This window comes from Neobacillus sp. GCM10027624, from assembly GCF_042675345.1.
Taxonomy (GTDB): domain Bacteria; phylum Bacillota; class Bacilli; order Bacillales; family Cytobacillaceae; genus Neobacillus; species Neobacillus cucumis_D.
This window is the reverse complement of record NZ_JBHTHD010000005.1, coordinates 129,797-155,847: the sequence shown is the minus strand read 5'-3', so window position 1 is coordinate 155,847 and position 26,051 is coordinate 129,797. Positions and strand designations below refer to the sequence as shown.

Here is a 26,051-nt window from a genome sequence, read left to right as displayed (position 1 = left end):
CAGCGGACAACAATTTACGTAGGATTGGGCGAATGCCCCAAACAAGTACGAGCCGATTTACGTAACTTGATAAAAGAAGAGAGAGGTTATGGCTTTTTCGTTTTAATCCCTCTTTCGTGAAATAAGGAGGTGCAATTATGAACGAATATTCATCAGAAGATATTCAGAGAGCAGCAGAGGAAGTACAAAGAGGCGGATTTGGTGATTTCATGTTCAGAGATCCGGGATTTGGCCGTACTTCACGGAGACAAACTTCTTCAAGACGCAACACTTCTAGGAAGCGTACAACAACCAGAAGAAAAACTTCACGTAAGCATACTTCTAGAAGAGTTACTTCTAGACGAAATACCACCAGACACCACAACCATTGCGCACACCGCTCCAACTGGAGAACCATGGTTCGGGGCAACCAAGAAATCAGTACCTGCTGGGACGACGGCAACATGTGGGAACTAAGAATCCGAAACCTTTAAAGCAGTGACAGGCACCGCCCGTGGACTTTTGCACTATTTTGTCCGTCCTGGGTGGACAATCAAAATAAAAAACAGGCACCTTCCCCAATCGGGCGGTGCCTGTTGTTCTGTAGTTTATTTTTTTTCTGGGATTCCGCAGCTGCCATCTGTGCAGGTTGCGTCCACTGCACTTTCAGTTGAGAGGTCCTTTAGCACGACTGGTGCAGCGGATTCCTCTTGCCATACTTGCTGGAGTGCACCTGAGAAGGTTGCGATTGGCTGTGCTCCGGAAATCGCGTATTTTTGGTTAATAACAAAATACGGTACACCGCTGATGCCGTATTGCTGGGCAATCGATTCATCAATGCGGACATCATTGGCGAAAGACGTTTGGTCTTGTAGTACATTTAATACTTCTTGACGGCCTAAGCCTGCTGCTGCAGCAATATCTGCCAAGGTTTCGTAATCGCCGATATTCTTTCCATCTGTAAAGTAAGCATGGAGTAGCTTTTCAGTAACTTCGGTTTCTTTTCCATGTTCTTTGGCAAATTTGGCTAGACGATGAGCGTCAAAGGTGTTCGTTGGTTTCATCGTATCAAAATTATAGCTTAAGCCGACGTTAGCGGCCTGCTGCCCGACGCCTTGATTCGCTTGCTTTGCCTGTTCAAGACTCATGCGGTATTTGCCAGCGAGTACTTCATGAATAGATTCACCACTGTATTTTGGCGAGTTTGGATCGAGTTCAAAGCTTTTAAATTCAACCTCTACCTGGTCCCGATTCGGGAATTGTGCCAATGCCTCCTCCAGGTGACGTTTTCCTATATAACAAAATGGACAAACAAAATCTGACCATACCTCTATTTTCATGGTTACACCTCATTTTTCTGATGAATAAAGATAGTGTACCACACGGGGAAAGAAACCCAATAGAATCTGCTCATTCGGGATTAGAAAAAGAATAACAGGTTTATTCAATCAAATATCTTCCCCGGATTCAAAATCCCCTTCGGATCAAGCGCAAATTTAATGGCTTTCATTACATCCAATGACTCCCCATGTTCCTTGCGCTGATATTTAGTTTTTCCAACCCCTACCCCATGCTCGCCTGTACAGGAACCGCCCCGGCTGAGGGCATAATCAACCAAATGGGCATTCAGATCAGCCGCTTTTTTCATCTCTTCCGGATCATCAACATCAATCATAATGATGGAATGGTAGTTTCCATCTCCTACATGTCCTAATAGAGCACCGTCCAAGCCAATCCGATCAATCGCCTCGCGGGCATCATGAATCGCACCGCCCAATTCTGACATCGGAACACACACATCGGTAACCATCATTTTTTTCCCGGGAGACTTATGTACAAAAGCATACGCTAAATTATGACGGACCTCCCAAAGCTGGGCACGTGCCTTTGAATCCGTCTCAAACAAGAACTCTTCGCAACCGTGGTCCTGAGCAATTTTTTCAGCAAAATCAGCATCATACTGAAGACCAGCCTCATTCCCATGGAATTCCATGAACAGTGTTGGTTTAACCGGATAATCCGTGTGGTTATAAAGATTTACCTGCATAATCGAGCGAGCATCAACTAATTCAATCCGTGCCATCTGAATCCCGGCGGAGAGAATATCGGTAACCGTTGCAACAGCCTCTTCCACACTTGGAAAAACAGCCCGTGCCGCGCTGATCACTTCCGGTATCCCGAAAACACGTAAGGTTAATTCTGTAAATACCCCCAGTGTCCCTTCAGATCCAACAAACAATCCAGTAATATGATAGCCTGAGGACGATTTCGCCGTCATACTGCCAGTATGAATAATGCGTCCGTCTGCTAAAACCACTTCCAAATCACGGACTTGATCCCGCATCACCCCATAGCGGACAGAGGTTGTTCCACTTGCATTGGTCGCCGCCATACCACCAACCGTTGCATCCGCTCCTGGATCCACCGGGAAAAATAAACCATATTTTTTTAACTCTTTATTTAATTGCGTCCGGGTAACCCCTGGTTGTACACGCACTAAAAAGTCGTTTGGGCGAACCTCAAGGACTTGATTCATCAGTTGAAAATCAAGGGAAATTCCACCTTGATAGGGAATCACATGCCCCTCCAAACTCGACCCAAAGCCAAATGGTGTTACTGGGATTTCGTGATCATTTGCATACTTTAGGACAGCACTGACTTCTTCTTTATTTTTCGGAAAAACAACCACATCCGGTAAATGCGGTGTGTGATAGGACTCATCTTTACTATGCTGCTCTAAAACCGTTGGGTTTTCCGTGACCTGTTCCTCGGGTAGAATTTTTCTTAATTCGTCTAATAATATCATTTTCAGCCAGCCCTCTCTCGAATATTCAGAAAAGTAATACTAATAGAACAATTATAGAACAAGACGGAATGATTTCAAACTTTGAAGATTACTAGAATGCTAAAAAGGTGCCAAAATAAGGCACCTTTTGCTAAAATTATTCTTTCTCATGCTCAAATTCATCTTCCAGCCTTCTGATTTCATCCACTGATTTTTCAAGTGCAGCCTGCGGGCCTTTGAAATGCTTCTTGTAGTAGGCAAGGTCCATGATGACCAACACCACAAACATCCCAATCAAGGCGTAGGCTGCCATTTGATTTGGCGGTATGACCATGATGACGCAAATAAATACAATCCAGATTAAGCTGATCACATTGATTGGTTTGCTCCATTTCCCTAACGCCCAAGGACCATAATGCTTTGGTAAAAATAAACCTTTCGATTCGGCTCTAAGTTTCAGATAGATAGGGATTCCGTAAGCCACATACAAACCGACCACACTTACCGCGGTTAAGAAGGCAATCGTTGAGTAGCCAGCATTCGGATTGACCAACTTCGTAATGTAATCGATCAACGCTAAGATAAAGGAAAGAATAACAGCAAGCCAGATGGCCTTTGCCGGTGTCCTGAATTTGCGGCTGATTTCTGCCCAATGACGGCTGAGCGGCATTCCATTATCCCTTGAAAATGCATACATCATCCTCGAAAATGAAGTAATCGATGAAAGGCCGCAGAAGAACATGGCAAAGGTTACTAGCCACAAAACAATGTTTCCAAATGTTCCACCTAGTGCCTTACTGATAACAAAAATAAAGGCATTATCAGAGTTCACCGCACCGTTGGCATCATGTATCGAAAGTGTGACAAACGCGAGCATGATAAAACCAAAGACAAATGAGAAAGCAACCGAATTGAAAATTCCCCAAGGGGCACGGACACGTGGATGAACCGTTTCTTCAATGGTGTGGGCCGAAGCATCATAGCCAGTAAAGGTCCATTGTGCCTGCAATAATCCAATTAAAAATGCCAGGAAATAAGGTTTGTCTGAAAAGGTTTGGCCAACATGGAATAGATAATCAATCGGCTGTAGACCGTGCTTCGTGAAGAAGGCTAAACTGACCACTAAAATGGCAACGACAGCCATGTGATACCAAGCAGAGAAATCATTTAATTTTGCGACAATTTTGATACCGATATGGTTGAGGATTCCGTGTAATAGGAGGACAACGCCAAAAACGATTAAGGTGGTTGTATCAGTAGATTGATAGTTGAAGATTCCTGCAAGAAGTGGGTCGGCGAATAAGGCTACAGAGTAATCGATTCCGGCGACGATTCCAATTTGACCAATTAAGTTAATCCAGGCAGTATACCAGCCGATTCGCGTTCCTTTTAAGGCAGCGGCCCAGTGGTAAAGTGCCCCGGCGGTTGGAATGGCTGAAGCTAGTTCTGAAAGTGAGGCGGCGACTAGCATGACGAAAAAGGCAACAATGGTCCAGCCAAATCCCATCATTCCCGGACCGCCGTAGGTTAATCCGTGACCGTAAAGGGAAACTGCACCTGTTAATATGGAAATAATTGAAAATGAGATCGCAAAGTTCGAAAAGCCGCCCATGTCGCGTAAGAGCTCCTGGGCATATCCATAACGATTGAGGTGTTTTTTATCCTCGAGCAATTGTTGGTCCCTGCTCTTCATTCGATTCTCCCCTTTCATGATTCCTTTTCTGCTTCATTACCGACAAAAATTTCATGTTCTTCATCATTAAAGGATCTTACATTCTTATTTGCCTTCATCCCAATGGCTGTACCGACAACAAGCGTAAAGATAATCATCGCAAATCCGATTACAACCCCCATTCGCTCCCCTCCTTTCGGTTTAAATAAAAAGACCAAATATGGTCAAGTTATCACCATATTATTCTTGAAAACCATTAAATATACCTTGTGAAGTTTTCACATAGTGCCTGTCACCTTTGCTCATTTTTTTACAAGTTGATAAGGTTTCCTTTGACCTTGAAAAGAAAAATGAGGTTCATTTGGGTATTAAGAGTGTATTCCTTTTACCTTATTTAAGCGAATCATCTCCTCTCGGGCAATGCAACGCCTTTCCTTTTACCTTTTACATGTAAATCTACTTCCCTCGGGCAATGCAACGCCTTTCCTTTTACCTTTTACATGTAAATCTACTTCCCTCGGGCAATGCAACGCCTTTCCTTTTACCTTTTGCATGAAATTCTACTTCCCTCAGGCAATGCAATGCCTTTTCTTTTACCTTTTACATGTAAATCTACTTCCATCGGGCAATGCAACGCCTTTCCTTTTACCTTTTGCATGAAATTCTACTTCCATCGGGCAATGCAACAGCTTTCCTTTTACCTTTTGCAAGAAAATCTACCTCCCTTGGGCAATGCAACGCCTTTCCTTTTACCCTTTGCATGTAAATCTACTTCCATCGGGCAATGCAACTCCTTTCCTTTTACCTTTTACATGTAAATCTACTTCCATCGGGCAATGCAACGCCTTTCCTTTTACCTTTTGCAAGAAAATCTACCTCCCTTGGGCAATGCAACGCCTTTCCTTTTACCCTTTGCATGTAAATCTACTTCCATCGGGCAATGCAACTCCTTTCCTTTTACCTTTTACATGTAAATCTACTTCCATCGGGCAATTCAACGCCTTTCCTTTTACCTTTTACATGTAAATCTAGTTCCCTCAGGCAATGCAATGCCTTTCCTTTTACCTTTTGCAAGAAAATCTACCTCCCTTGGGCAATGAAACGCCTTTGCTTTTACCCTCCACACGAAATTCTACCTCCTTCGGGCAATGCAAATTCAAGACATTCCCGAAAATAGAAAAAGATGCCTCCACAGGACATCCTTTTCTAAATCTATTAACCAATCTTTTCCTCGCCAACCTCAGACCCAGAGGTCACATCCTCAATCGAAACAAACTCCTCTGACATAGGACGCAAATTCTTGGACCCTACCAAGATGTAATAGACAATCGCGACACCAAAAATCGTCAGAATCACTCCTGCCAATGGCAACTGAACCCCAAACAATGGCAGAGTCGTCGTTAACACACTATATTTTACTACACAAAAGAACGAGAAAACGCCCAGCACCAACGCAATCGCTGGTACCACTGGATAAATTACCTTAAACGGTCTTTCCAAATTTGGTTCCTTTTTCCGTAACACAAACAACGAAACCATACTTAAACAGTACATCGTGATCGCACCAAATACAGAAAGGATAATCAGGGCATTCGCAAAGTTTGCAGACCCAGCCGCAATGACTCCAATCGCTCCCGGAACAATCAAGCCCCAGTGAGGAACACCGCGTTTTGAAAGATTTGATAAAAACTTAGGCAGGTAGCCAGCACGAGCTAATGCAAACGTTTGACGGGAGTACCCAATGATAATTCCATGCAAGCTGGCAATCAGACCGAATAAACCGATAATCGCAACCGATTTTGGAATAAAGCTGCCTTCGCCATAAATACTAGCCAATGCCTGTGGAAGCGGATAATCCGCTGGTTTACCGGTACCTCCGCCTAGACCGGCGGTTACCACTAAGGTTAAAATGGTAGCGATACCAAGTGTTAAAATTCCTGAAATAAATCCTTTTGGAATATCCTTCTTCGGATCGCGCACCTCTTCCGCTGCCATCGCTCCCCCTTCAATCGCCAGGAAGAACCAGATCGCAAATGGAATCGCAGCCAAAACGCCGGACCAGCCATGACTAAAAGCCATATCATTAAAGATATTTGACGCTTGAACGTGAGGTAAGCCGGCAACATAATAAATCGCAAGACCAATCAGTGCCATCACCGTTGCCACTAACTCAATCACTGCCGCACCTTTTACACCAATGAGGTTAACCAAAATAAATAAGATAAACATTCCAACTGTTGCATAAACAGCATTAATACTTGGGACCAGGAAGTTAATATAAGCACCTACCGAAACGGCAATCGCTGGTGGTGCAAACACGAACTCGAGCAAACAGGCTAACCCTGTAACATAGCCCATAAATGGCCCCATCGCTTTTCTTGCATAGGCAGAAGGGCCGCCTGCGTGAGGAATGGAAGTTGAAAGCTCTGAGTAACTAAAAATAAAGGTCGTATAGAAGACAATAATAATGAGTGCTGCAATGCCAAGACCAATGGTGCCGCCTGATTCAAACCCATAGTTCCAGCCGAAATATTGACCGGATATAACCATCCCGACGGCAATTCCCCAGAGATGGATTGGCTTAAGCGCTTTTTGTAAATGGTTGTTTCCCTGCTCCATAAACCCTTCCCCTTTCAAAATTAAATCTCCTGGTAAAAGTAAGCTTCAAACAATTCCTAAACCCGACTATGTAATTAAACTAGTTAGCTCCTAGTTTAATATAGAATCGTAGAAGGATTACACAGGTTAATTTTTCTAAAAATTATCGTGTCTTCAAAACAGACATTACATTCTGCACAGATTGAGCAGATTGATCAAGGGCTGCTTTCTCCTCCGGCGTCAAGGCAATTTCAATCACCGTTTCAATCCCATCTCCGCCAAGGATGGTAGGTACCCCCAAATATAAATCCTGATAGCCATATTCCCCTTCTAAATAAGCAATACACGGTAAAATTCGCTTTTTATCCTTTAAAATCGCTTCGGCCATTTGTACCATCGAAGCGGCAGGTGCATAGTAAGCGCTTCCTTGACCTAACAAACTAACAATCTCTCCCCCGCCTTTACGCGTTCTTTCCACAATCGCTTCGATGCGATGCGGCGGAAGAATCTTATCCACCGGTATTCCCCCGGCATAGGAGAACCTGACCAATGGGACCATATCATCCCCATGTCCGCCAAGAACAAAACCCGAAATATCTTCCACCGACACATTCAATTCCTGGGCAACAAAGGTGTTAAAACGAGCGGTATCTAAGACACCGGACTGTCCGATGACACGATTTTTTGGAAAACCAGTCGTTTTATAACATACATAGGTCATTGCGTCGACCGGATTACTTAACACGATAATATAACTATTAGGAGCATATCTTTTAATATTTTCCGAGACTTGCTCCATAATTTTAGCATTCGTAGAAACCAAATCGTCCCGGCTCATCCCCGGTTTTCGCGGCAGGCCGGCAGTGATTAGCACCAAATCAGCATCCCGAATATCCTCATAATCCGAGGTACCCGTGATGTTTGCGTTAAAGCCTTGAATCGGACTGGCCTCGAGCATATCAAGGGCTTTCCCTTTAGTAGGATCGCTTTGGGCTGGTATATCAACGATCACAACATCCCCTAATTCTTTTTGAGCCAGCATCAGTGCAGCCGTTGCACCGGTAAAACCGGCACCTATGACTGCAATTTTTTTACGTCTGAATGCCATCGTTTTTCCTCCATTCCTTCAAAAATTATTCCGTTATTGTTGGAGGCTCTTCCTGTTTTGCTTTTGGACCTCGTTTTGCAGGCTTGGGCTTTTCCTCCGCCTTCTTCGGCGCCTTCGCCAGCATTTGCCCCACTTCCTCATCAGGACGCGGGATGACATGTGCGGTAACAAGTACACCAACACTTTGTGCCGCATACTTTCCAGCATCGACTGCTGCCTGAACAGCCCCAACATCCCCTTCTACTAAAATCGAAACGAGTCCCGCATCTACTTTTTCCTTTTTAATTAAAGTGACATCCGCTGCTTTAACCATCGCATCGGCCGCGACAATCGAAGCAATCAGTCCTCTGGTTTCAATCATTCCTAATGCTTTTGACATATTACGCACCTCCTTCTACATCAATCGAATCAATTATTCCGATAATCACAGCATCAATCGGCAGCTTCTGATTCCCGATAATATTTGCCGCGGCACTTCCCGTTGTGACCATCACCTTATCCCCGACACCTGCACCAATACGGTCCACCGCAATAAACGGTGAAAGGATCGGTACCCCGGTTGGAAGCTCCGGCTGGACAAACAAATATTTTAATCCTGTCAGGTTGTCTTCCTTTCTGGTCGCCCACACATTTCCAATCACCGTTCCTACTTGCAAAAAATCATCCCCTTACTTAGTCCATAACCCGGATGGTTTTTTTCAACTCTCTTGCGGTATCCCGTGCTAACGGCGTTACAATTGTTCCTTTTCGAACTGAAATCGAGTCGCCCTTACAGGCCTGCACATCTCTTTTCGTTAAGAGATTTTTTTGAAAAATAACAGCCTCTGGTTCCTTCGTTTGAACTGGTTCTTTCAAAGTGGCTTGGGTGCTAACCGGCTTCTCACCATCTTTAACAAGAATACCCGACTGACCACTTGTAATTAAACCCGCATTCGCTTCATCGGTATCAATATGCATCTCTAGCCTATATCTTGGCGACACCCGAATGAGTACTTTTTCAAACGAAACCGGGCGCTCACCTTCAGTTCTGATTCGAACATATTCCCCATTTTCCACTCCGAAATGCGCTGCATTATCGGGATGCATGTGGATATGGGCCTGGGCTATGATCAGTCCTTCATTTTTATAAATACTTCCCTTCGGCCCTACCAGGGTAATCGGAGCGGAGCCCGCAATATTACCCGATTCCCTTATTGGCGGGTTCACACCGAGTTTCACCGCATCCGTTTTGCTGACCTCAACCTGTGTTAAGGAACGGGCCGGACCAAGGATGCGCACTTTTTCAATGCTTCCTCTTGGTCCTACAATGACCACCGTTTCATTTGCCGCAAATTGACCTGGCTGCGACAAATCCGCTTTTTTCGTTAATTCATACCCTTTACCAAAAAGCGTCTCTAAATCAGTTTGACTTAAATGACAGTGGCGGGCAGAAACAGCCATTGGGATCGTATTCGGTCTTGAGTCCTTTTTAAACAATTGCTGTATGACTTCTTCAACAATCGTTCGAATGGCTTGTTCATTCATCCAACCCACTCCTTACTTCTTACACTTCAACATCTAATTTTGGTAAAATGCTTTCCAATTCATTGTGTGGACGTGGTATCACATGGACAGATAAAAGTTCGCCGACACGTTCTGCTGCTGCCGCACCTGCTTCGGTTGCTGCTTTTACTGCACCAACATCACCGCGAACAAGAACGGTTACAAGTCCGCCGCCAACATGAACTTTCCCGATTAAGTGTACATTTGCTGCCTTCACCATTGCGTCAGCTGCTTCCACGGATGCTACCAAACCTTTTGTTTCTACCATTCCTAATGCTGTTAATTCTCTAGCCATTTTAAATTCCTCCTATTAGTTCATTTGATATTTTTTTAATACTTGGTTTACCATTTCAGAAATCACCTTCGGATCCAGTGAACCCGATCCATTTACGTTGCGTAATACCTGATTCACAATCTCGTCAACCTGATTGCTTGCGCCCCATTGTGGACCAGAATTTTGATTGGACGGCTTTGGAACATTTACTTCCTTCGTACCATAGGCCATTCTCTTGATATTGATTAAATGGCGGGCCGTTAAATTATCGGAAGTAATATTTCCGCCAAACGAACCGCAGCCAAGTGTCAGCGATGGCATCAATTCGGTGGTTGCGCCAACCGCACCAATGGAAGAAAGTGTATTGACCATCAGACGGGATACCGGCATTTCCAACGCAAATTCACGGGCCACCTTGTCATCATTGGTGTGGAGCGATAAGCTATGCCCCATCCCGCCTAAATTTAATATTTTCACACAAAGCTCTTTCGCGTTTTCATAGCTTTCTGCTGTATAAATCGGGAAGATCGGTGACAATTTTTCGATGGAAAAAGGAACTTCCTTCCCAATCCGTGTTTCTTCCGCAATTAAGATCGATGTATCGGCCGGAACTGAAATTCCAGCGAGTTCAGCAATTTTTACTGCACTTTGCCCAACGATGTCCGGATTGAGCTTTCCTGGAAACGGCGAGATCACCTTTTCTAAAAGCTCTTTTTCCTGCTCATTTAAGAAGTAGGCACCGTTCTTTTTGAACTCCCTTACAGCCATTTCTTTTACATTCCGGTCAACAACAATCGCCTGTTCCGTGGCACAAATTGTGCCATAATCGAAGGTTTTACTCTCGACGATCATTTTGACCGACTTTTGGATATTGGCTGTTTTTTCGATATAAACCGGTACGTTTCCAGGACCTACACCGTAGGCTGGCTTACCAGAGCTGTAAGCAGCACGGACTAAGTCTTTCCCGCCTGTGGCTAAGATTAAATCAATATCGCGATGGTGCATTAATTCGGTGGTTGCCGCCATCGTTGGTTTTGAGATCCAGCCGATAATTCCGTCTGGAGCCCCCGCTTCAACCGCTGCCTCCAAACAAATTTTTAAAGCAGCGACCGAGCATTTTACCGCACGTGGATGTGGACTAAAAACAATTCCATTTCTTGTTTTTAAGGCAATTAATGCTTTAAAAATCGCACTCGATGTTGGATTCGTCGTTGGAATGATCCCGGCAATGACACCAAAAGGATAGGCGACCTCCATGATTTTTTTTGTGCTGTCCTCGTTGATAATTCCAACGGTTTTTTCATTTTTAATGGATTCATAGACTGCCAGCGAACCCACATCATTTTTCATTTTTTTATGTTCAACAACACCCATACCGGTTTCTTCCACCGCCATCTGGGCTAGTTCAAGTGATTTTGCAGCAGCAGCTTCAGCGACCCGTTTGACGATTTTATCGACTTGTTCTTGTGAATACGATAAGTATTTTTGCTGTGCTTCTTTTGCTTTTTGAAGTGCATCCCGCATTTCCTGGATGGATTGAAGATCTAAATCAAATTGCACCAGGGACACTCCTTTCTCTCTTGTTTTTTAGTGTAAAATTACTCTCAGTTCGAGTTTATCCGCAATTATTTGTGTTTTATCCGCAAATTACAGCAGTTTATCCGCGAATGTAAGTACTTTATCCGCGAATTACATCAATTTATCCGCGAATCAAAAATCAATCTAGTACTGCCTCGGATTTCTCGCAATCTCGATAATGACATCGCGAAATGCATCTGCAGCCGCTTGGCATGCTGATTGCGACCCCGTCAACAGCCCGCCACCAAAGTTTGTTTCCGATGGCGGTCCAAAAAACTTAACCAGTTCCACATCCGCTGCCTTCAAGGCTGCATCAATTCCATACACTGCTTCAAGCGGCGGTGCAATCAGATAGGCAAGCGCCTCCCCTTGATTTATCCCTGCCTCAGCCGATAAATAAGAACCCGTTCTCGCGACCACATGGGCATATAGCGCATGGCTTTTTTCATCATTTAATGCTTCAAAATAGGCATCATTCTCCGCAGTTTGAATGACCGCATCAATTCCGCTTTTCACTTCATCCGGACTCGGGCCGGCCAACACGCCAATCATTTCGCCCGACAAAGGCCCTGAGGCATGCCCGGATCCTGCGTAAAAAGAACGTGCATAAACGACATCAACGTCCGCCCGTTTGGTTGCTTCATCGAGAGCGGTATAGCCGACATCATCAATCGTTGAAGTAAAAATCGCTAAACTCCGTTGATGCGGTTTTAATTGAAACTGGGCAGCTAAGGCAGGGTCAACGTTTGGGATAATCCGAACTGCTAAAATTTCTGCATGAATTCGTTCTAAAGCCACTTTTTACCCCTCCTTATTGACCAGCGATACCCCGCTAGCTTCATATTTTAAGATCTTTTGGACAACCGTTCCGATATAGGCCCCTGCCTCAACCGGCGGGATGCCGCCCTTATGAATATTGGAAATAACCATCCGGTCGGCTTCAATAGTGCCCTGGCGCGGTTCGTAGCATAAATATGCACTTAATGACTCCGCACTAACTAACCCTGGTCGCTCACCGATTAGATAAACAATTACCTTCGGTGTGAGCAGTTCCCCGACATCATCCATCGCCGCGACCCGGCCTTTTTCGATAAAAAATGGTGTACCAACATCCAGTCCTAAGCTTTGAAGTGATTGATTCAGAGAGAGATAGACATCCTCTACATTTTCCTCAACCGCTTTTGAACTCAAGCCATCAGAAACAATAATTTGTACAGTCGGAGACTTTTTACATTTTTCGTTGATTAATTGTTTGGCCTCTTCCGAAAGCTTACGGCCAAAATCAGGTCTGCGGACATATACCTCTTTGTCAGCAACCTTTGTATTGACCTTGAATAAGGACAGGCTTTCCAAGATTTTCGGATCGACATCACCATAGACCGCATCAACCGCGGCCGCATGGTCAAAGCGAAATTTCAACCATGTATCCGTTTTTGGCCGTAAGCCCGCACGGCCAACACCTATCCTTGCTGGTGTTTTACTAATGAGAAGATCCAGCTCTTCTTTGTTAAAAGGATTTTCGAGACCTACCGGCGGTTTTGGTTCCACTGCTATTTCCTTTTCCGGCTCAGACTCGGTACAATCCGATGTGCAATTCTCTTCAACCTTATTTGAACGGTGATTCCAAAACTTTACTTCAACACTGGCGGCTGGCTCATCGGTTACCTTTGTATGAACCTCTTCCACCGTTGACTCACTGCCAACCACAGCCTTTGTCTGCAATTTTTCAACCACCATTTTCGTGATTTGTTCCACTAACTCAGGATTCATTTCCTACACCCCCTATCGCGAAAAAATCGTTGGATCTCCTGCATATTTACTTAATTTCCCGTTTTCAAAAATCCCCATTTTTTCAAGCCATGCTTCAAATTGTGGTGCCGGCCGTTTATTCAGCGTCTGTCTCAATGTAGCGACATCGTGATAGCTCAAGGATTGATAATTTAACATACAATCATCCCCCATTGGTGCAGCGATGATAAAATTCACCCCAGCCGCTGTCAGCAGCACTCCAAGATCCTCGATATCATTTTGGTCTGCCTTAATATGGTTCGTGTAGCATATATCTACGCCCATTGGAATCCCATGCATTTTTCCCATAAAATGATCCTCAAGACCGGCACGAATAACCTGCTTGTTGTTGTACAAATACTCAGGTCCGATAAAGCCGACTACCGTATTGACGATATACGGGTCATAGTAGCGGGCAAAGCCGTAATTTCGTGATTCCAAGGTAATTTGGTCAATATCATAATGAGCTTCTGCGGATAATTCCGAGCCTTGGCCTGTTTCAAAATACAAACGCTGCGGACCCGTTCCGGTTCCATAAATTTTAGCCATTTCGTTAGCTTCCTCTAATAGCGAAGCCGTGATTCCGAAGGAACGATTGGCTGCTTCTGTTCCAGCAATACTTTGAAAAATCATATCTGCAGGGGCCCCCTGCTGGACCGCCTTCATTTGCGCGGTAACATGGGCAAGCACACAGTTTTGTGTTGGAATTTCCCACTTTTGAATAAAATCGTGCGTTGCATGCAGTAGGCGTTTTACACTTTCCACGGAATCATCCACTGGGTTAATCCCGATCACCGCATCGCCGATTCCATAAGCAAGACCCTCTTTCATCGAGGCCATCATGCCCTCGACATTATCCGTCGGATGGTTTGGCTGCAGCCTTGATGCTAAAACGCCTTTTTGCCCGATGGTTATATTACATTTGGATAAAACCTCAATTTTGCCCGCTGCATGGACTAAATCAAGGTTAGACATGATTTTTGCCACTGCCGCGATCATTTCACTGTTCAACCCTCTGCTGAGCCGTTTCAAATCCTCCCCAGTTGTAGTATCGTTCAGGATATATTCGCGAAGCTCGGAAACGGACCAATTTTTGATGGATTGATAGATTGGTTCGTTTATTTGCCCTTCGATGATCCTTGAAACCTCATCCTCTTCAGGGGATAGCAAGGGATTTTCTCTGATATCCTGTAGTGTTAAATAGCTCAATACTTGCTTAGCTGCAATCCTTTCCTGAACGGTTTCAGCCGCAATCCCCGCTAAGCGGTCGCCGGATTTTTCTTCATTTGCTTTTGCAAATAAATCCTTTAGTGAGGAAAATTGGTAGACGGTACCTAAGTAGGTGGTTTTTAATCTCACAAAAAAGTCCCCCTTTCGTCATTTCTGGAATGTTAATGTTTTTATGATGACAGGAACAACATCGGTTTCAAGCACTTGGCCAATATCCAAATAGTCCCCATTTTCAACTTTGATTTGATCAATGCAAATGACCGACTGTGTAGGATCCTTTCGCTTGAGCGTTTGCCCAAGAACCTTTGCATAGTCGCGATCGAGAACCAGGACCAGCGGCTGTGCCGGATTCGGTTTTTGTTTCATTGCAGTTAGAATGGTGTCGGCAAACTCATCAATTTCACGAAACCTTAAGTAAGGCAGCTCTGAAAAATAAACCGCAAAATTCTGCCCATCCCGCTGCGGATCATAGAGTTCAATTGCTTCTTCAATTCGTTTAGAAAATTGATTCATTTCGGTTTTAAAATCAGCCTCAAATCGGACCTGATAAACCGGTAAATTTTTTATCGGTAATTTTCCGTTATCAACCTCGATGGTCGCCCCGCTGATTTCCGTCGTTTGCATTCCAGCGCCGAGCACCGTGGCCCGGACTGTTTCCTGCGGCATAACCCAAGTCCATTCTGATAAACTGGTACATTCCTTTAAGGAAGCTGCCAGCATCAGCCCGATATCATCGTATTGTGCCGTTTGTCCGGAACCGTTCTCGTACTGATAGATACATTCACTAATCCCGCCCGAGAACATGATGGCCTCTATGTCTTCCACCCAGTTTGGCTCATGACCCAGCAATAATGCGTGGTCTTCAAGAGTGAGTGCCCTTTTTAACATTCTCACGATAACCTCGGCCATGAAATTGGTAATTCTTTTTAATTCGATTGGATCAGGGCTTTGCCCCACTTCCATTCTGGCCCCCCATCGTTGAAGCAGGTCCTTAACTGGAGGAGAGATACTTTGAATTTTGTTTTCTTTAAATTCAATCAATCTGCCGCCGATATGGAGCGTACAGGTTCCACAAAGCCTTCCTGATTTATAGACCGCTACATTTGCCGTTCCGCCGCCGATATCGATATTGGCAATAACCTTTCCCGTCTCTTTAGAATATTCATAAGCACCCGAGCCTTTTGCGGCAATAATCCCTTCTAAGTCCGGCCCTGCAGTTGCAACTAGGAACTCCCCGGCATGGTCTGATAACTGATGGAGCATCACTTCGGCATTGGTTTTTGTGGCTGTTTCACCCGTGATAATCACTGCCCCTGTTTGGATGTCCTTCGGTTCAATCCCTGCTTTCTGATATTCTATTTTGACAAGGTCTTCAATTTTTTCGATATCAATGGTTGTTGGTGTAGTCAGCGGTGTCCGGTAAATCGGACTTCGATGAATGACCTGTTTATCAATGATTTCAATCCGCGGCACATGTGCCCCGCCTGCCATATTCATTAAGGTGAAACGGCTGATTACGAGCTTGGTTGTACTTGTGCCAATATCAATTCCGGCACTGATCATCATTTCTTTTTGTGGGCCTCTGAAATTCATCTCAACTCCCCCAAAAAACAAAAAGCGCCCCTTGTAAACTATCCAATTTCGAATAGTTTATAAGAGGCGCCATTGCCGTTAAATTCATTTGTTATTCATAATATAAATTATTTTCTGGATACTGTAAAGGCTTTCATTCAAAAAATTACAAATGGAGATGGATATTTTTCTAAATACTGTTTCATTTCCTGGATCGAGCTTAAGTTTACTAGCTTTCGAATCTCCTCGATTCCTTCATTTTTAACTGAAGAGGTAATGATGATGGGTCCCTTGTTCACGATTACCTTTTTTAATAAAGAAATGGCCAGCTCCACATCCGCTTGATCTGAATCACTTTTTGTGACGATTCCAATTGGGATTTTATTAATCCCTGTACTAAATCCAGGTGGAAATACCATTTTTTTCTTAGTCGCATCCTGCAAATAGAGGACATGGGTGACCTCTAACGCAGTTGACATAATATTTTTATAGTAGAACGGGTTTTCACTGTATTCTCCCGGGGTGTCAACAATCCAATCATAATAGATGAGCGACTGGGTTTTGACAGCAGGCACTTCCCGGCCAAGTAACGCGTTGGTTAACGTCGATTTTCCCGCACCAACGGAGCCGATGAGCATCGCTCGGTTCTTTTTAGCCACAGGATGGCCTCCTTTCATGAGAAATTTTGCGAAATCGATACTTTTTCATCGGATATCAACACAAAATCACCCGATATCGACACAATTTTAAATGATATCAACACTTTTCGGACGGATATCGACAAAAATTTAAAGGATATCAACACTTTTACGAATATATCAACAAATCTACGACTTCGTTATTTTCGCCGGCGTATACATTAGCGTATCCGCGAGAAACCGATTGATTTCTGCCATCGCCATTTCTACCTCAGAAACATTGCCGACAATCACAAGGCTTCCGGTAAAACGATCCAAAAATCCTAACTTAACATTTGCTGATTTCGTCGCCAAATCCCCGGCAATGATTACTGTCTCGCTTGGCGTTAACGTTAAAATTCCAAGAGCCCCAGCCTCCTGAATCCCCAATTTTTCAAACATATCCGGGTCCGGATTCGCAATAATATGGCTTAAGGTTACCTGCTTCCCTGGGACAAACTCTTGTATAAACCGTTTTTTTTCTTCACTCATCACGATCACCTCTCCATTTCCTAAAAAAAGAAAATGCCTAATAGACTTTATTTTTTCTCAAAAATAAACCCTACTAAGCACCATTGCTTCATCTATTCACTTGTAAACTAACTTGGGTATTTCAAAATAATGTACTTTGCCACTTTTTCCATTGGCAGCTGTTTTTTCATGCTGAGGTCTCTCATCTTATTGTAAGCCGTTTCTTCCGGTAAATTCAATTGTTTCATTAAAATTCCTTTTGCTTTTTCTACCAGCTTTCGGTTTTTCAGCTCTCGATTCATTTCTTCTACTTTTTCTTTGTAAAAGTTTGCATTTTCAGCCTGCATCAAGGCAATTTCAACCGCTGGAATCAGATTTGCCTCCGAGATTGGTTTTACCAAATACCCTAAAATATTGGCCCTCTTCGCTTTCTCAATATATTCCTTTTGACTATAGGCCGTTAACAGCAAAATCGGGATATTGAATTTATTCGAAATAATCTCGCTCGCCTTCAAACCATTCAACTTTGGCATCTTAATATCCATGATGATTAAGTCTGGCTTGAGGGAATAAGCTAATTCAATTGCTTTTTCGCCATCTGCCGCCTCTGCAACAACATCATAGCCGGCATCCTTTAACATCAGCGAAACATCCAATCGGACGATGGATTCATCTTCTACTACCATAATTCGCTTTTTCATGCCTTAATCCTCCCTCGTAAAGGGAAATTCGACGGTCGCAACTGTGCCTTCACTCGTTCCCTCGATCTCAAAATGTCCCGATAAATCATGTTCAATCATCATCTTGACAATATCAAGCCCTAAAGATGGTTTCATGGTAGAGGTATAGCCAATTCCATTATCTTTTACCAGAACCCTTATGGCTGAAACATCTTCCTCGATGACCACATGTATTTGTCCTTCATACATCTCCGTAAAAGCATGCTTCACACAATTTTGAATTAATTCATTAATAACAAGGGCAACCGAAACAGCTAAATTTGATTTAATAAAAAGCTTCGGTCCTGAATAATCAATCATAATCGTTTTGCCTTCATGATCATCACTAAAGACCAGCATATTGCCAATTTTTTCTATCAAACTAACAATCTCCACATCATCCTGGTTTTGCGAGTTGGATAAAATAATTTCATATACAGAAGCAATACTTAAAATTCTGTTAAGGCTTTCGACGAAATGGACCTTGCTCTCCTCGGGAATTCCCCTTCTCATCTGCAAACGGAGTAGACTTGCGACTGTTTGCAGGTTATTTTTCACTCGATGGTGAATTTCGCGGATCGCTACCGTCTTCACAGTAAGCTCTCGCTCTTTTTCACGAAGCTCTGTTAAATCACGAAAAATAATAAAAGAGCCGCTGTTTTGTTCATTTTGCACAAGCGCAATTTTTTTCATTTGAAAGACTTTATTCTTAATCGTTACTTCTTGAATCACAAGTTCATCTGATCGCAGACAGATTTCTTCTAAATTAGGAAAAAAGGTGGTAAAAAGATTTCCACTTTTACACTCCATCGAACACATTTCTAACACAAGGTTCATCGCCACAGGATTCGAATATTGAATTCGTAAATCTTGGTCAATAATGAATAAGGACTCCTCTATGACTTCCGGAATAAACGGACGGTTTTCGGCCATTCCCAATAATAGTTCACTGAGTGTCTCATTTGCTTCTGTTAGCGCTTTCAGTTTATTTTGATTTTGAAGCTTATCGCTATTGTCCTTCTCCATGATTAACGTGCCAATAACCCGGTTATGAACACCCATAATCGGAACCACACTTTGTTCGACTTTTTTACCTTCTTGGGTAAAGGCATGATTGAGAAAAAGCGGCTTTCCTGTTCGAAAGGCATAAAAAACAGCGGGTTCAAATGTTTCATAAGCAAATTTACCGACAACCGGATTTTTATAGACAGATTTGGCCGTCGAAGGTGCCGCCTCAGCCACGACAATCGCATGTTTCTTTTCCCGCGTTTGACAGTCGATAAATACATTTGCTTGATTCAGGTCCGCAATTAACTGGAGGTTTTGAACCACTTCTTGAATCTTTTGGATCTCTTCATCTGATAGGTCTGTATGAAGCTGACATAAGGTTGCAACGGTGTTTATCTCAGTTTTAAGCATGTCTTAGCCCCAATCTACTAATATATAAAAATATTGTATAGGGCATTTTTATTAGTGTCAATCTTCTGTTTTTTTGTGAAATGGTTCTAAAGACAAACTAGGAACATATCCATAGGATGAGAAAAAGGGGGTACGTGAATGAATTTTTCCTTGGAAGATTTGACCGTTCCTGAAGTAATTAAATTAACACAGGATAATATGATTGGCCTTATGCATACCTGGGGAGGATTATCCGATGCACTTCAAGTGATCGAGAACGAAAATTGTTTTCGAATTAAATCGCCACTTAAACACCCTTTATTTAACAATATATTAAAAACAAATGTCGTTCAGGACGTTCATAGATTTGTAGATTCAATTGTAAACGATTACAAAAGCCAGCAAATCCCTTTTCTTTGGCGCATCTGGGACCATGATGAACCAGTTGAAATCGGGTCAGTATTGCTCGAAAATGGTGCCCAGCAAATTCCTGGTACGATCTTGATGGCGATCAACTTGGACACCTTTCAACCGCTCACACCACCGCTTCCTGAACTAACCATACAAACAATCGGTATGAAAAGAGATGCAGTAAATTTCTCTCAATGTGCCTGCACTTCATTCGGTATTCCAAAGCAATTTCTTGAGCCGATTGGTGAACTAATCCATAAAGAGGATCCCAATATCGTCAATTTTGTTGGTTATGTAGATGACACAGTAGTTTCGACTGCAACGCTTTATTACCGTAATGGAATAGCAGGAATATACAATGTAGCCACCTTACTGGACTTCCAAGGAAAAGGCATCGGTATGGATATTATGACAGCGTTACTCTTAAAAGCGAAACTTGATGGATATCATACCGCGATTCTCCATGCAACCCCAGCCGGGCTGCGGCTTTACGAGAAACTCGGATTTAGTAAATATGGGGAAATGAAGGAATATTTGTTTGTCTAAAGAAAAAAGCATTGGTCACTTCAACCAATGCTTTTTTCCTATTAAAGGATCAGATACATCTCATATTGTGCGAGGTTTCCTTTTTGAAAACCATGCATTTTATAAAAACCCTCAAGTAAACTATTGTTCGGAAATCCAGTAGACATTTTTGATAAATCGAGATTTTTGCAGGCGGTTTGCAAAAGCAATGTTGCAATGCCCTGTCCTCTTACATTTTTATCCACCATTAATAAACTAATCCCGCCATTCGAATTGATGGATAGACAACCAACTAATTCTTCGTTTTGGTAGGCCCCAAAATAATAATTATCGGTCAATTTTTCTAAAAAATCGATATCATTCTGCCAGTTAATATGATAGGTCCATTTTTGAATATGCGTTTGAAAATCATTAAAATCCAAACTTCTTATGATCGCTGCTGATTTTGTTTCTAAAATAATTTTTAGTCCCGATAAATCTTGATTTGAGTAATATACAATATCATAGATTTTTTCGTAGCCTAATTTTTTATAAAAATGAATCGCTCGGTCATTCCCGACGATTACTTCAAGAAAAAGCTGCTTACATCCCTGCTTAATTGCTTCTTCTTTATGGAGGCCAAATAGCTTTTGGCTGATGCCCTTTCCTCTAAAATCAGGGTGAATCGCCAATGTTCCACATCTCATCGTTTTAATGGTTTCATACTTTTTAATGCCGCCCAATATTACTCCCACAGGCTGTTGTTCATAAAAAGCGATGAAGGAGGTATCTCTTGAATTGCCTTCAGGACCAAAAAAGCGCTGGATAAAATCCTGCTCTGAAATTTCCATTTTTATCATATAATCCGAAAAACCATCTTGAAAGGCTTGATGAATAAAATGATCCTCTACCTCAGAACATCTATGATAGCTTATTTTCGATTTGTCTACCATAAAACTTGTTTGATCGTTTGACGTTTTCATCTATAAGACCCCCAATCTTCCTGTTCGCACTTTCCCTGAAAATATATTTCTATGAGAAAGGTCGTTCCGTATATTTTTTAAAAAATCTATTGAATTAATTCCTGTAATACCTCGCCAATTTTCCTGTGATAAATCATCAAATCAGCTACATCATCCATTCCCGTTGGCTCCATATTGATAATGACGAGTTTTGCTTCATTCTCTTTTGCTTCTTGCGGAAAAAAGTTTGCCGGTGAGACATTTAAGGAGGAACCGAGAACAATAAACAGCTCAGCTTTCTTTGTTTCCCGTGCTGCTTGTATTAAAGCTGCTTCCGGCAGTCTTTCGCCAAACAGGACAATAGATGGGCGGATGAATCCACCACATTCACAGGATAAATTTTGCTCCATAAATCTCGCGATTGGAAAAATATCTCGGCACTCTAAACAATGACAGGTTCTTAATGAGCCATGTAATTCGGCTACATTTTTACTGCCTGCTTCCTGATGAAAGCCATCCACGTTTTGGGTAATAATCGCGTTAAGTTTCCCTTCCCGTTCCCATTGAGCTAGAACTTCATGCCCGATATTGGGCTTATACTTATCAATCTTTTCAATCCGATTTTGATAGAATTCAATAAACTCATAGCGATTATTTTGCATCGCTTCGGTACTTACTAGTCTCATAGGATCTTGATCTTTCCATAAACCGGATGAAGCGGAGCGAAAATCAGGTAATCCGCTCTCCGTGGACATTCCTGCCCCTGTAAATATAACGGTATAATTCGATTCCTCTAGCCACTGTTTTAAAATTTGAATTTTATCGTCCATTTTCGCTTCCCCCTTACTTTATATTTTACCAGTTTCATATATAATGGAAATAACTAACATTAAGAAGGTGGGTTTATGGATTTCGAGTTACCTGTTTTAGAAACAGAAAGGCTCATTCTTAGAAAAGTAACGCAGGAAGATCTGGAAGACATCTTTTCCTATGGTTCCATTGAAGAGGTAACCAAATATGTTACATGGAATACACACCGGACGTTAGCGGACTCACAGGTGTTTATTGATTTTGCTTTAAATCAATATGAGCAAAAGAAAATTGCGCCGTGGGGAATTGAATACAAAGAAACGAGCAAAATGATTGGATCGATTGACTTTGTTTCCTGGCAGCAGCACCATAAGATAGCGGAAATTGGCTATGTTCTTTCACCAAATTATTGGGGAAAGGGAATCATCACGGAGGCTGCAAAGAAAATTATTCAATATGGCTTTGAAGAAATGGATTTAGTGCGGATCCAAGCAAGGTGTTTTGTTCAAAACATTGGGTCTGCTCGAGTCATGGAAAAAGCAGGCATGTCTCTTGAAGGTATCATGAAAAAAGCTTTGTTTATTAAAGAAAATCACTGGGATTTAAAAATGTATGCGATTTTAAAGGAAGAATTTCTAAAAATGGCACAGTGATCGATGATCTAGTTTTCGCGCATTGTCGGGCACTAAGGCCGATCTTCGATGACCATGGACATCATATTTTTGCTCTTCCGGGCATCGAGATTGCTCTTCAGTTACCATGGACACCGGATTTTTCCTCTGTCGGGCATCGAGATTGGTCTTCGGTTACCGCGGACATCATATTATTGCTCTTCTGGGCATCGAGATTGCTCTTCGGTTACCATGGACACCGGATTTTTCCTCTGTCGGGCATCGACATTGGACTTCGGTGACCGATGAACCGGATTTTTTTCATGTTCGGTCACTAAGACCACTATTATCACTTTGAGTATATCATCTACATCCATTTATTAACAGAAGTTACTTCTAAAATTCATTTTCTCTTACCAACATCCGCAAGCCATACATAACCGCCCACGGTTGCTTCAATTCATTGAAAAAGAAACGAAGCAGCTTTTCATTTTGAATCATAACCAAAGTATCTGGAGCACTTGCCCGTAAATGATATTTCTGCTCTTCAACAACTGCAAAAGCTTGAATTCCCTCTATTTGGATCTTCAGCCGATCTCCTTCCAATGAGGAGTAAATTCCTTGAAACTTTCGCATTTCATCTAAAGTCATTTCATATTCCGGTTCTTCACTTATCTTTTCTTCCAATGGAAGGCCTAACGCAGTATGAACCGCTGCAAGCCATAGATCCCCAGCACTGACACCGCCTACATTTGTTAATACAACTACAAATAAATTTTCTTCTGGGATAAAGCCGAAATTTGAAGACACACCCGGTTGACCGCCTCCATGTTGAACAAGGGTATATTGTTCTGCATAATTGGGAGTTACGTTCAGGGCATAGCCATAAAACGAATTTCTTCCAATTTTATGTATAGGATTCCACATTTTATTCGTATACGAGTTATTTAAATAGACATGACCGTATTTTAACAAATCGACTACATTGGAACGAATCCCACCTCCAACTTCATAGTTTCCTAGTGTTGGCCATGCAACCTTTTCTAATCGCCCTGCCTTTGGATTGTAATCGTAGGGGATCGATACGTTTTCCATTTGAAAAAGCTCTTCAAGATAATAGGTAGACCGATTCATTTGAAATGGCTGCAGATAGGTTTCTGTCATATACTGATGGTACGGTTTACCGGAAATTTTTTCAATTATGGCACCTAATAATAGAAACATATCATTACAATAACTAAAAAATTCTCCTGGTTTCCCCAACATGTTAATCTCTAACTCTGCTAAATAGGAAAGGTGTTTGCTAAATTCAGTTAGGTACTCTTTCCGTTCAATCGGTGGGAGTCCGGTTGTATGGGAGAGTAAGTGATGGATGCTGATGCTTTCTATGTCTTTTACCTGTTTAAGGTTAAACTCAGGAAGAAATTTTTGAACCGGGTCGTCGACTGAAAGCAATCCCTTCGCTTCCATTTCCAATATCGCCAATGCGGTGAATGACTTTGTGACGGAAGCAATTCCAAAATTTGTTTCCGGTGTAACCGGTAATTGTGCTTTTAGATCACGGTATCCAAAGCCTTTTTGAAAAATGATACTACCATTTTTCATCATTCCAACTGCGGCTCCGGCAATATGTTCTTGTTTCATTTTTTCATTAATGTAGGCTTCTAATTGATTCCAGTTGTATTTCACGATTAAATCCCCCTTATATTTTAAGGATTTCGACAATCGGAGGCGGAAATCCTTTACTCGCTGGGGCTATTCAACACATTATTAGCCGATATCAATATTCTTTAGAGGGGAATTATCGACACAAAACTAGAATTATCAACACTTTTTAAAGGGATATCGACAATTTGCAATTCACCCCCATTTCCTCTTAAGCATCTCAATCTCCACTTTATGACTAATCCCCTCGTCATCCGGTGTTTCTAAAATAAAAGGAATCTCCCTTAAAAGTGTCGAAGGTATGAAGGTTTCGAATTGCTCTTCGTTAATATGACCAGGGCCAAAAATATTGGCATGACGGTCTTTCTTTGAACCGGTTGGATATTTCGAGTTATTCAAATGTATAATTTTCAACTCTTCCCAATAACCCAATTCTTGGCCTTTTGCAAATAATTCCTCAGCATTTTCACCGTTCCAGAGTCCACTTGCAAAAGCATGACAAGTATCGAGACAAAAACCGATTTTCTCCGGATATTCACATAAATTCTTGACTTGGACCAATTCTTCAAATGTGGTGCCAAGTGCCCCTTTCGTCCCCGCATTATTTTCTAATAATACCAGACAGTCCCCGTCCCACTGGCGAAGAACCGAATTTAACATATCGAGCATCAAGTGATAGCTGGCCAGTGGATCTGTTTTGCTGATTTGACTGCCAAAATGCACAACTACCCCTACCGAGCCACATGTGTTAGCAATCTCCAAATCATTTAACAAGGAGAAAATCGTTAATTCCCGTTTATCCTCCGTTGGCGTAAGACTTGTAGGATAGGGTGTATGGGCAACGGAAATTAGCCCATGCTCTTCGCAAAAACTTTTACAGCTGACCGTATCTTCCAAATCAAAATCTTTAACCGAAAGACTTCTCGGGTTTTTCGGAAAATATTGAAAAGCGGATGCACCAGATGCAACCGCCCGTTTAGCCGCTCCTAGATATCCATTTTTAATGCTGATATGACAACCAAATTTCATATAAACCCCGCCCAATCATCTTCTTGTAAAAATAGAGTTTGCTAATTTCCAAATTTTATTCTTGGACCAAAATATCCCTATTCATCAAAAAGGATAAACGCCGTGGGGTTGTTCCTGATCGCCTTCCCAATTAAATTTAAGGTTGCATGAGAGACTTCGTTGAAATTTTTAAAAAGGGGACTAACAAATGAATACAGCTCTGGATTATGGTCGAGGTCATTATATAAAACATTAAAATTTTCTACTTCTTTGGAGTGGTTTTGTATTTTAAGAATCTGTTCCATCTCAAAAAGGATCTTCAGCATTCCATCCGTATTGAAATATCGCAGTACGCTTTTTAGTTCAGACCATATTTTCGGTTGGGCCAAATAAAAGGCACTCCACCAGTAAAATTCAGCCAATGAATTGCATGCGTGGTTGTAATAGGCATTAAAAATGAATAATTTCTTTTGCTCGGCTGTTAACTGATCGTAAATCTCCTCTTTTACCTTATTACTTTTCCCGCGAATGAGCGGGATAAGCGGTTCAAAACATGCTCTTACGAGTTGTGAATCTTCAAGAGAATTAAAAATCTGTCGGCTTAATTTAATCTCCAAATACTCTCCTCCTTTTTCATTAGGAAAGCTAATGACGATTGTTCAACTAGTCGAGTAGAAGAGAACCGTGCT

26 protein-coding genes and 1 pseudogene are annotated in these 26,051 nt (G+C 42.3%); 3 read left to right on the top strand and 24 right to left on the bottom strand.

The genetic code is table 11. From position 1 onward, the window contains the following. Positions 1-137: 137 nt before the first annotated feature. Positions 138-473 (top strand): CotG/ExsB N-terminal domain-containing protein, encoded by a 336-nt coding sequence (locus tag ACFQZ9_RS10490; protein WP_498943725.1) that lies wholly within the window; start codon positions 138-140, stop codon positions 471-473. A gap of 114 nt (positions 474-587) precedes the next feature. Here ACFQZ9_RS10490 and ACFQZ9_RS10485 read toward each other — a convergent pair whose 3' ends face one another. The 19 genes and pseudogenes from ACFQZ9_RS10485 to ACFQZ9_RS10395 form a co-directional block, all read right to left on the bottom strand. After that, positions 588-1,319: a DsbA family oxidoreductase gene (locus tag ACFQZ9_RS10485; RefSeq protein ID WP_498943724.1), complete on the bottom strand. Its 732-nt coding sequence runs from the start codon at positions 1,317-1,319 to the stop codon at positions 588-590. A 104-nt stretch (positions 1,320-1,423) separates the two neighbouring features. Continuing rightward, the gene (locus tag ACFQZ9_RS10480) at positions 1,424-2,785 is read right to left on the bottom strand and encodes an FAD-binding oxidoreductase (protein ID WP_498943723.1); all 1,362 of its coding nucleotides are present in this window, start codon (positions 2,783-2,785) and stop codon (positions 1,424-1,426) included. A 136-nt stretch (positions 2,786-2,921) separates the two neighbouring features. Next, positions 2,922-4,457 carry an amino acid permease gene (locus tag ACFQZ9_RS10475; protein WP_232490255.1) on the bottom strand — a complete coding sequence of 512 codons (1,536 nt, stop codon included), beginning with the start codon at positions 4,455-4,457 and terminating at the stop codon, positions 2,922-2,924. A gap of 14 nt (positions 4,458-4,471) precedes the next feature. Continuing rightward, on the bottom strand, positions 4,472-4,618 hold the full coding sequence (locus ACFQZ9_RS10470) for a hypothetical protein (protein WP_155925835.1): 147 nt from the start codon (positions 4,616-4,618) through the stop codon (positions 4,472-4,474). A gap of 1,033 nt (positions 4,619-5,651) precedes the next feature. Beyond that, on the bottom strand, positions 5,652-7,055 hold the full coding sequence (gene eat, locus ACFQZ9_RS10465) for a permease (RefSeq protein WP_498943722.1): 1,404 nt from the start codon (positions 7,053-7,055) through the stop codon (positions 5,652-5,654). Positions 7,056-7,197: 142 nt separating this feature from the next. After that, positions 7,198-8,142 (bottom strand): malate dehydrogenase, encoded by a 945-nt coding sequence (gene mdh, locus ACFQZ9_RS10460; RefSeq protein ID WP_498943721.1) that lies wholly within the window; start codon positions 8,140-8,142, stop codon positions 7,198-7,200. Positions 8,143-8,167: 25 nt separating this feature from the next. Next, entirely contained in the window at positions 8,168-8,521 is a 354-nt protein-coding gene (locus tag ACFQZ9_RS10455; RefSeq protein WP_498943720.1) for a BMC domain-containing protein, read from the bottom strand. A 1-nt stretch (position 8,522) separates the two neighbouring features. Further along, a complete protein-coding gene (locus ACFQZ9_RS10450; protein ID WP_498943719.1) occupies positions 8,523-8,798 on the bottom strand; it encodes a EutN/CcmL family microcompartment protein in 276 nt (91 codons plus the stop codon). A 238-nt stretch (positions 8,799-9,036) separates the two neighbouring features. Continuing rightward, positions 9,037-9,666: pseudogene (locus tag ACFQZ9_RS10445) on the bottom strand (phosphate propanoyltransferase); the annotation flags it as partial. Positions 9,667-9,685: 19 nt separating this feature from the next. Next, positions 9,686-9,979, bottom strand: coding sequence for a BMC domain-containing protein (locus ACFQZ9_RS10440; RefSeq protein WP_026576647.1), 294 nt, complete (start codon positions 9,977-9,979; stop codon positions 9,686-9,688). 15 nt (positions 9,980-9,994) lie between these two features. Next, complete coding sequence (locus ACFQZ9_RS10435; protein WP_498943718.1) at positions 9,995-11,518, bottom strand: aldehyde dehydrogenase family protein; 1,524 nt, start codon at positions 11,516-11,518, stop codon at positions 9,995-9,997. Between the two features lie 162 nt (positions 11,519-11,680). After that, entirely contained in the window at positions 11,681-12,334 is a 654-nt protein-coding gene (gene eutL / locus ACFQZ9_RS10430; protein WP_498943717.1) for an ethanolamine utilization microcompartment protein EutL, read from the bottom strand. A gap of 3 nt (positions 12,335-12,337) precedes the next feature. Continuing rightward, complete coding sequence (eutC, locus tag ACFQZ9_RS10425; protein WP_498943716.1) at positions 12,338-13,306, bottom strand: ethanolamine ammonia-lyase subunit EutC; 969 nt, start codon at positions 13,304-13,306, stop codon at positions 12,338-12,340. Positions 13,307-13,318: 12 nt separating this feature from the next. Beyond that, positions 13,319-14,683, bottom strand: a complete 1,365-nt coding sequence (locus ACFQZ9_RS10420) for an ethanolamine ammonia-lyase subunit EutB (RefSeq protein WP_498943715.1) — start codon at positions 14,681-14,683, stop codon at positions 13,319-13,321. Between the two features lie 18 nt (positions 14,684-14,701). Further along, positions 14,702-16,147 carry an ethanolamine ammonia-lyase reactivating factor EutA gene (locus tag ACFQZ9_RS10415; protein WP_498943714.1) on the bottom strand — a complete coding sequence of 482 codons (1,446 nt, stop codon included), beginning with the start codon at positions 16,145-16,147 and terminating at the stop codon, positions 14,702-14,704. A gap of 137 nt (positions 16,148-16,284) precedes the next feature. Further along, positions 16,285-16,785, bottom strand: a complete 501-nt coding sequence (locus tag ACFQZ9_RS10410; protein ID WP_498943713.1) for a EutP/PduV family microcompartment system protein — start codon at positions 16,783-16,785, stop codon at positions 16,285-16,287. Positions 16,786-16,953: 168 nt separating this feature from the next. Further along, positions 16,954-17,295, bottom strand: coding sequence for an ethanolamine utilization microcompartment protein EutS (eutS, locus tag ACFQZ9_RS10405; RefSeq protein WP_026576653.1), 342 nt, complete (start codon positions 17,293-17,295; stop codon positions 16,954-16,956). 107 nt (positions 17,296-17,402) lie between these two features. After that, positions 17,403-17,975 carry an ANTAR domain-containing response regulator gene (locus tag ACFQZ9_RS10400; RefSeq protein ID WP_498943712.1) on the bottom strand — a complete coding sequence of 191 codons (573 nt, stop codon included), beginning with the start codon at positions 17,973-17,975 and terminating at the stop codon, positions 17,403-17,405. 3 nt (positions 17,976-17,978) lie between these two features. Next, the gene (locus ACFQZ9_RS10395; protein WP_498943711.1) at positions 17,979-19,412 is read right to left on the bottom strand and encodes a GAF domain-containing sensor histidine kinase; all 1,434 of its coding nucleotides are present in this window, start codon (positions 19,410-19,412) and stop codon (positions 17,979-17,981) included. Between the two features lie 138 nt (positions 19,413-19,550). Between ACFQZ9_RS10395 and ACFQZ9_RS10390 the strand changes: the two genes are divergently transcribed. Then, the gene (locus tag ACFQZ9_RS10390; RefSeq protein WP_498943710.1) at positions 19,551-20,348 is read left to right on the top strand and encodes a GNAT family N-acetyltransferase; all 798 of its coding nucleotides are present in this window, start codon (positions 19,551-19,553) and stop codon (positions 20,346-20,348) included. Between the two features lie 41 nt (positions 20,349-20,389). Here ACFQZ9_RS10390 and ACFQZ9_RS10385 read toward each other — a convergent pair whose 3' ends face one another. Continuing rightward, complete coding sequence (locus tag ACFQZ9_RS10385) at positions 20,390-21,289, bottom strand: GNAT family N-acetyltransferase (protein ID WP_498943709.1); 900 nt, start codon at positions 21,287-21,289, stop codon at positions 20,390-20,392. A gap of 86 nt (positions 21,290-21,375) precedes the next feature. Beyond that, on the bottom strand, positions 21,376-22,098 hold the full coding sequence (locus ACFQZ9_RS10380; RefSeq protein ID WP_498943708.1) for an NAD-dependent protein deacylase: 723 nt from the start codon (positions 22,096-22,098) through the stop codon (positions 21,376-21,378). A 75-nt stretch (positions 22,099-22,173) separates the two neighbouring features. Here ACFQZ9_RS10380 and ACFQZ9_RS10375 point away from each other — a divergent pair, with 75 nt between their 5' ends. Then, complete coding sequence (locus ACFQZ9_RS10375; protein WP_498943707.1) at positions 22,174-22,731, top strand: GNAT family N-acetyltransferase; 558 nt, start codon at positions 22,174-22,176, stop codon at positions 22,729-22,731. A gap of 354 nt (positions 22,732-23,085) precedes the next feature. Here ACFQZ9_RS10375 and ACFQZ9_RS10370 read toward each other — a convergent pair whose 3' ends face one another. From ACFQZ9_RS10370 to ACFQZ9_RS10360, 3 genes are all read right to left on the bottom strand, one after another. Next, positions 23,086-24,378, bottom strand: a complete 1,293-nt coding sequence (locus tag ACFQZ9_RS10370) for a serine hydrolase domain-containing protein (RefSeq protein ID WP_498943706.1) — start codon at positions 24,376-24,378, stop codon at positions 23,086-23,088. 171 nt (positions 24,379-24,549) lie between these two features. Then, complete coding sequence (locus ACFQZ9_RS10365) at positions 24,550-25,383, bottom strand: deoxyribonuclease IV (protein ID WP_498943705.1); 834 nt, start codon at positions 25,381-25,383, stop codon at positions 24,550-24,552. A gap of 77 nt (positions 25,384-25,460) precedes the next feature. Further along, complete coding sequence (locus tag ACFQZ9_RS10360) at positions 25,461-25,979, bottom strand: hypothetical protein (protein WP_498943704.1); 519 nt, start codon at positions 25,977-25,979, stop codon at positions 25,461-25,463. Positions 25,980-26,051: the final 72 nt, after the last annotated feature.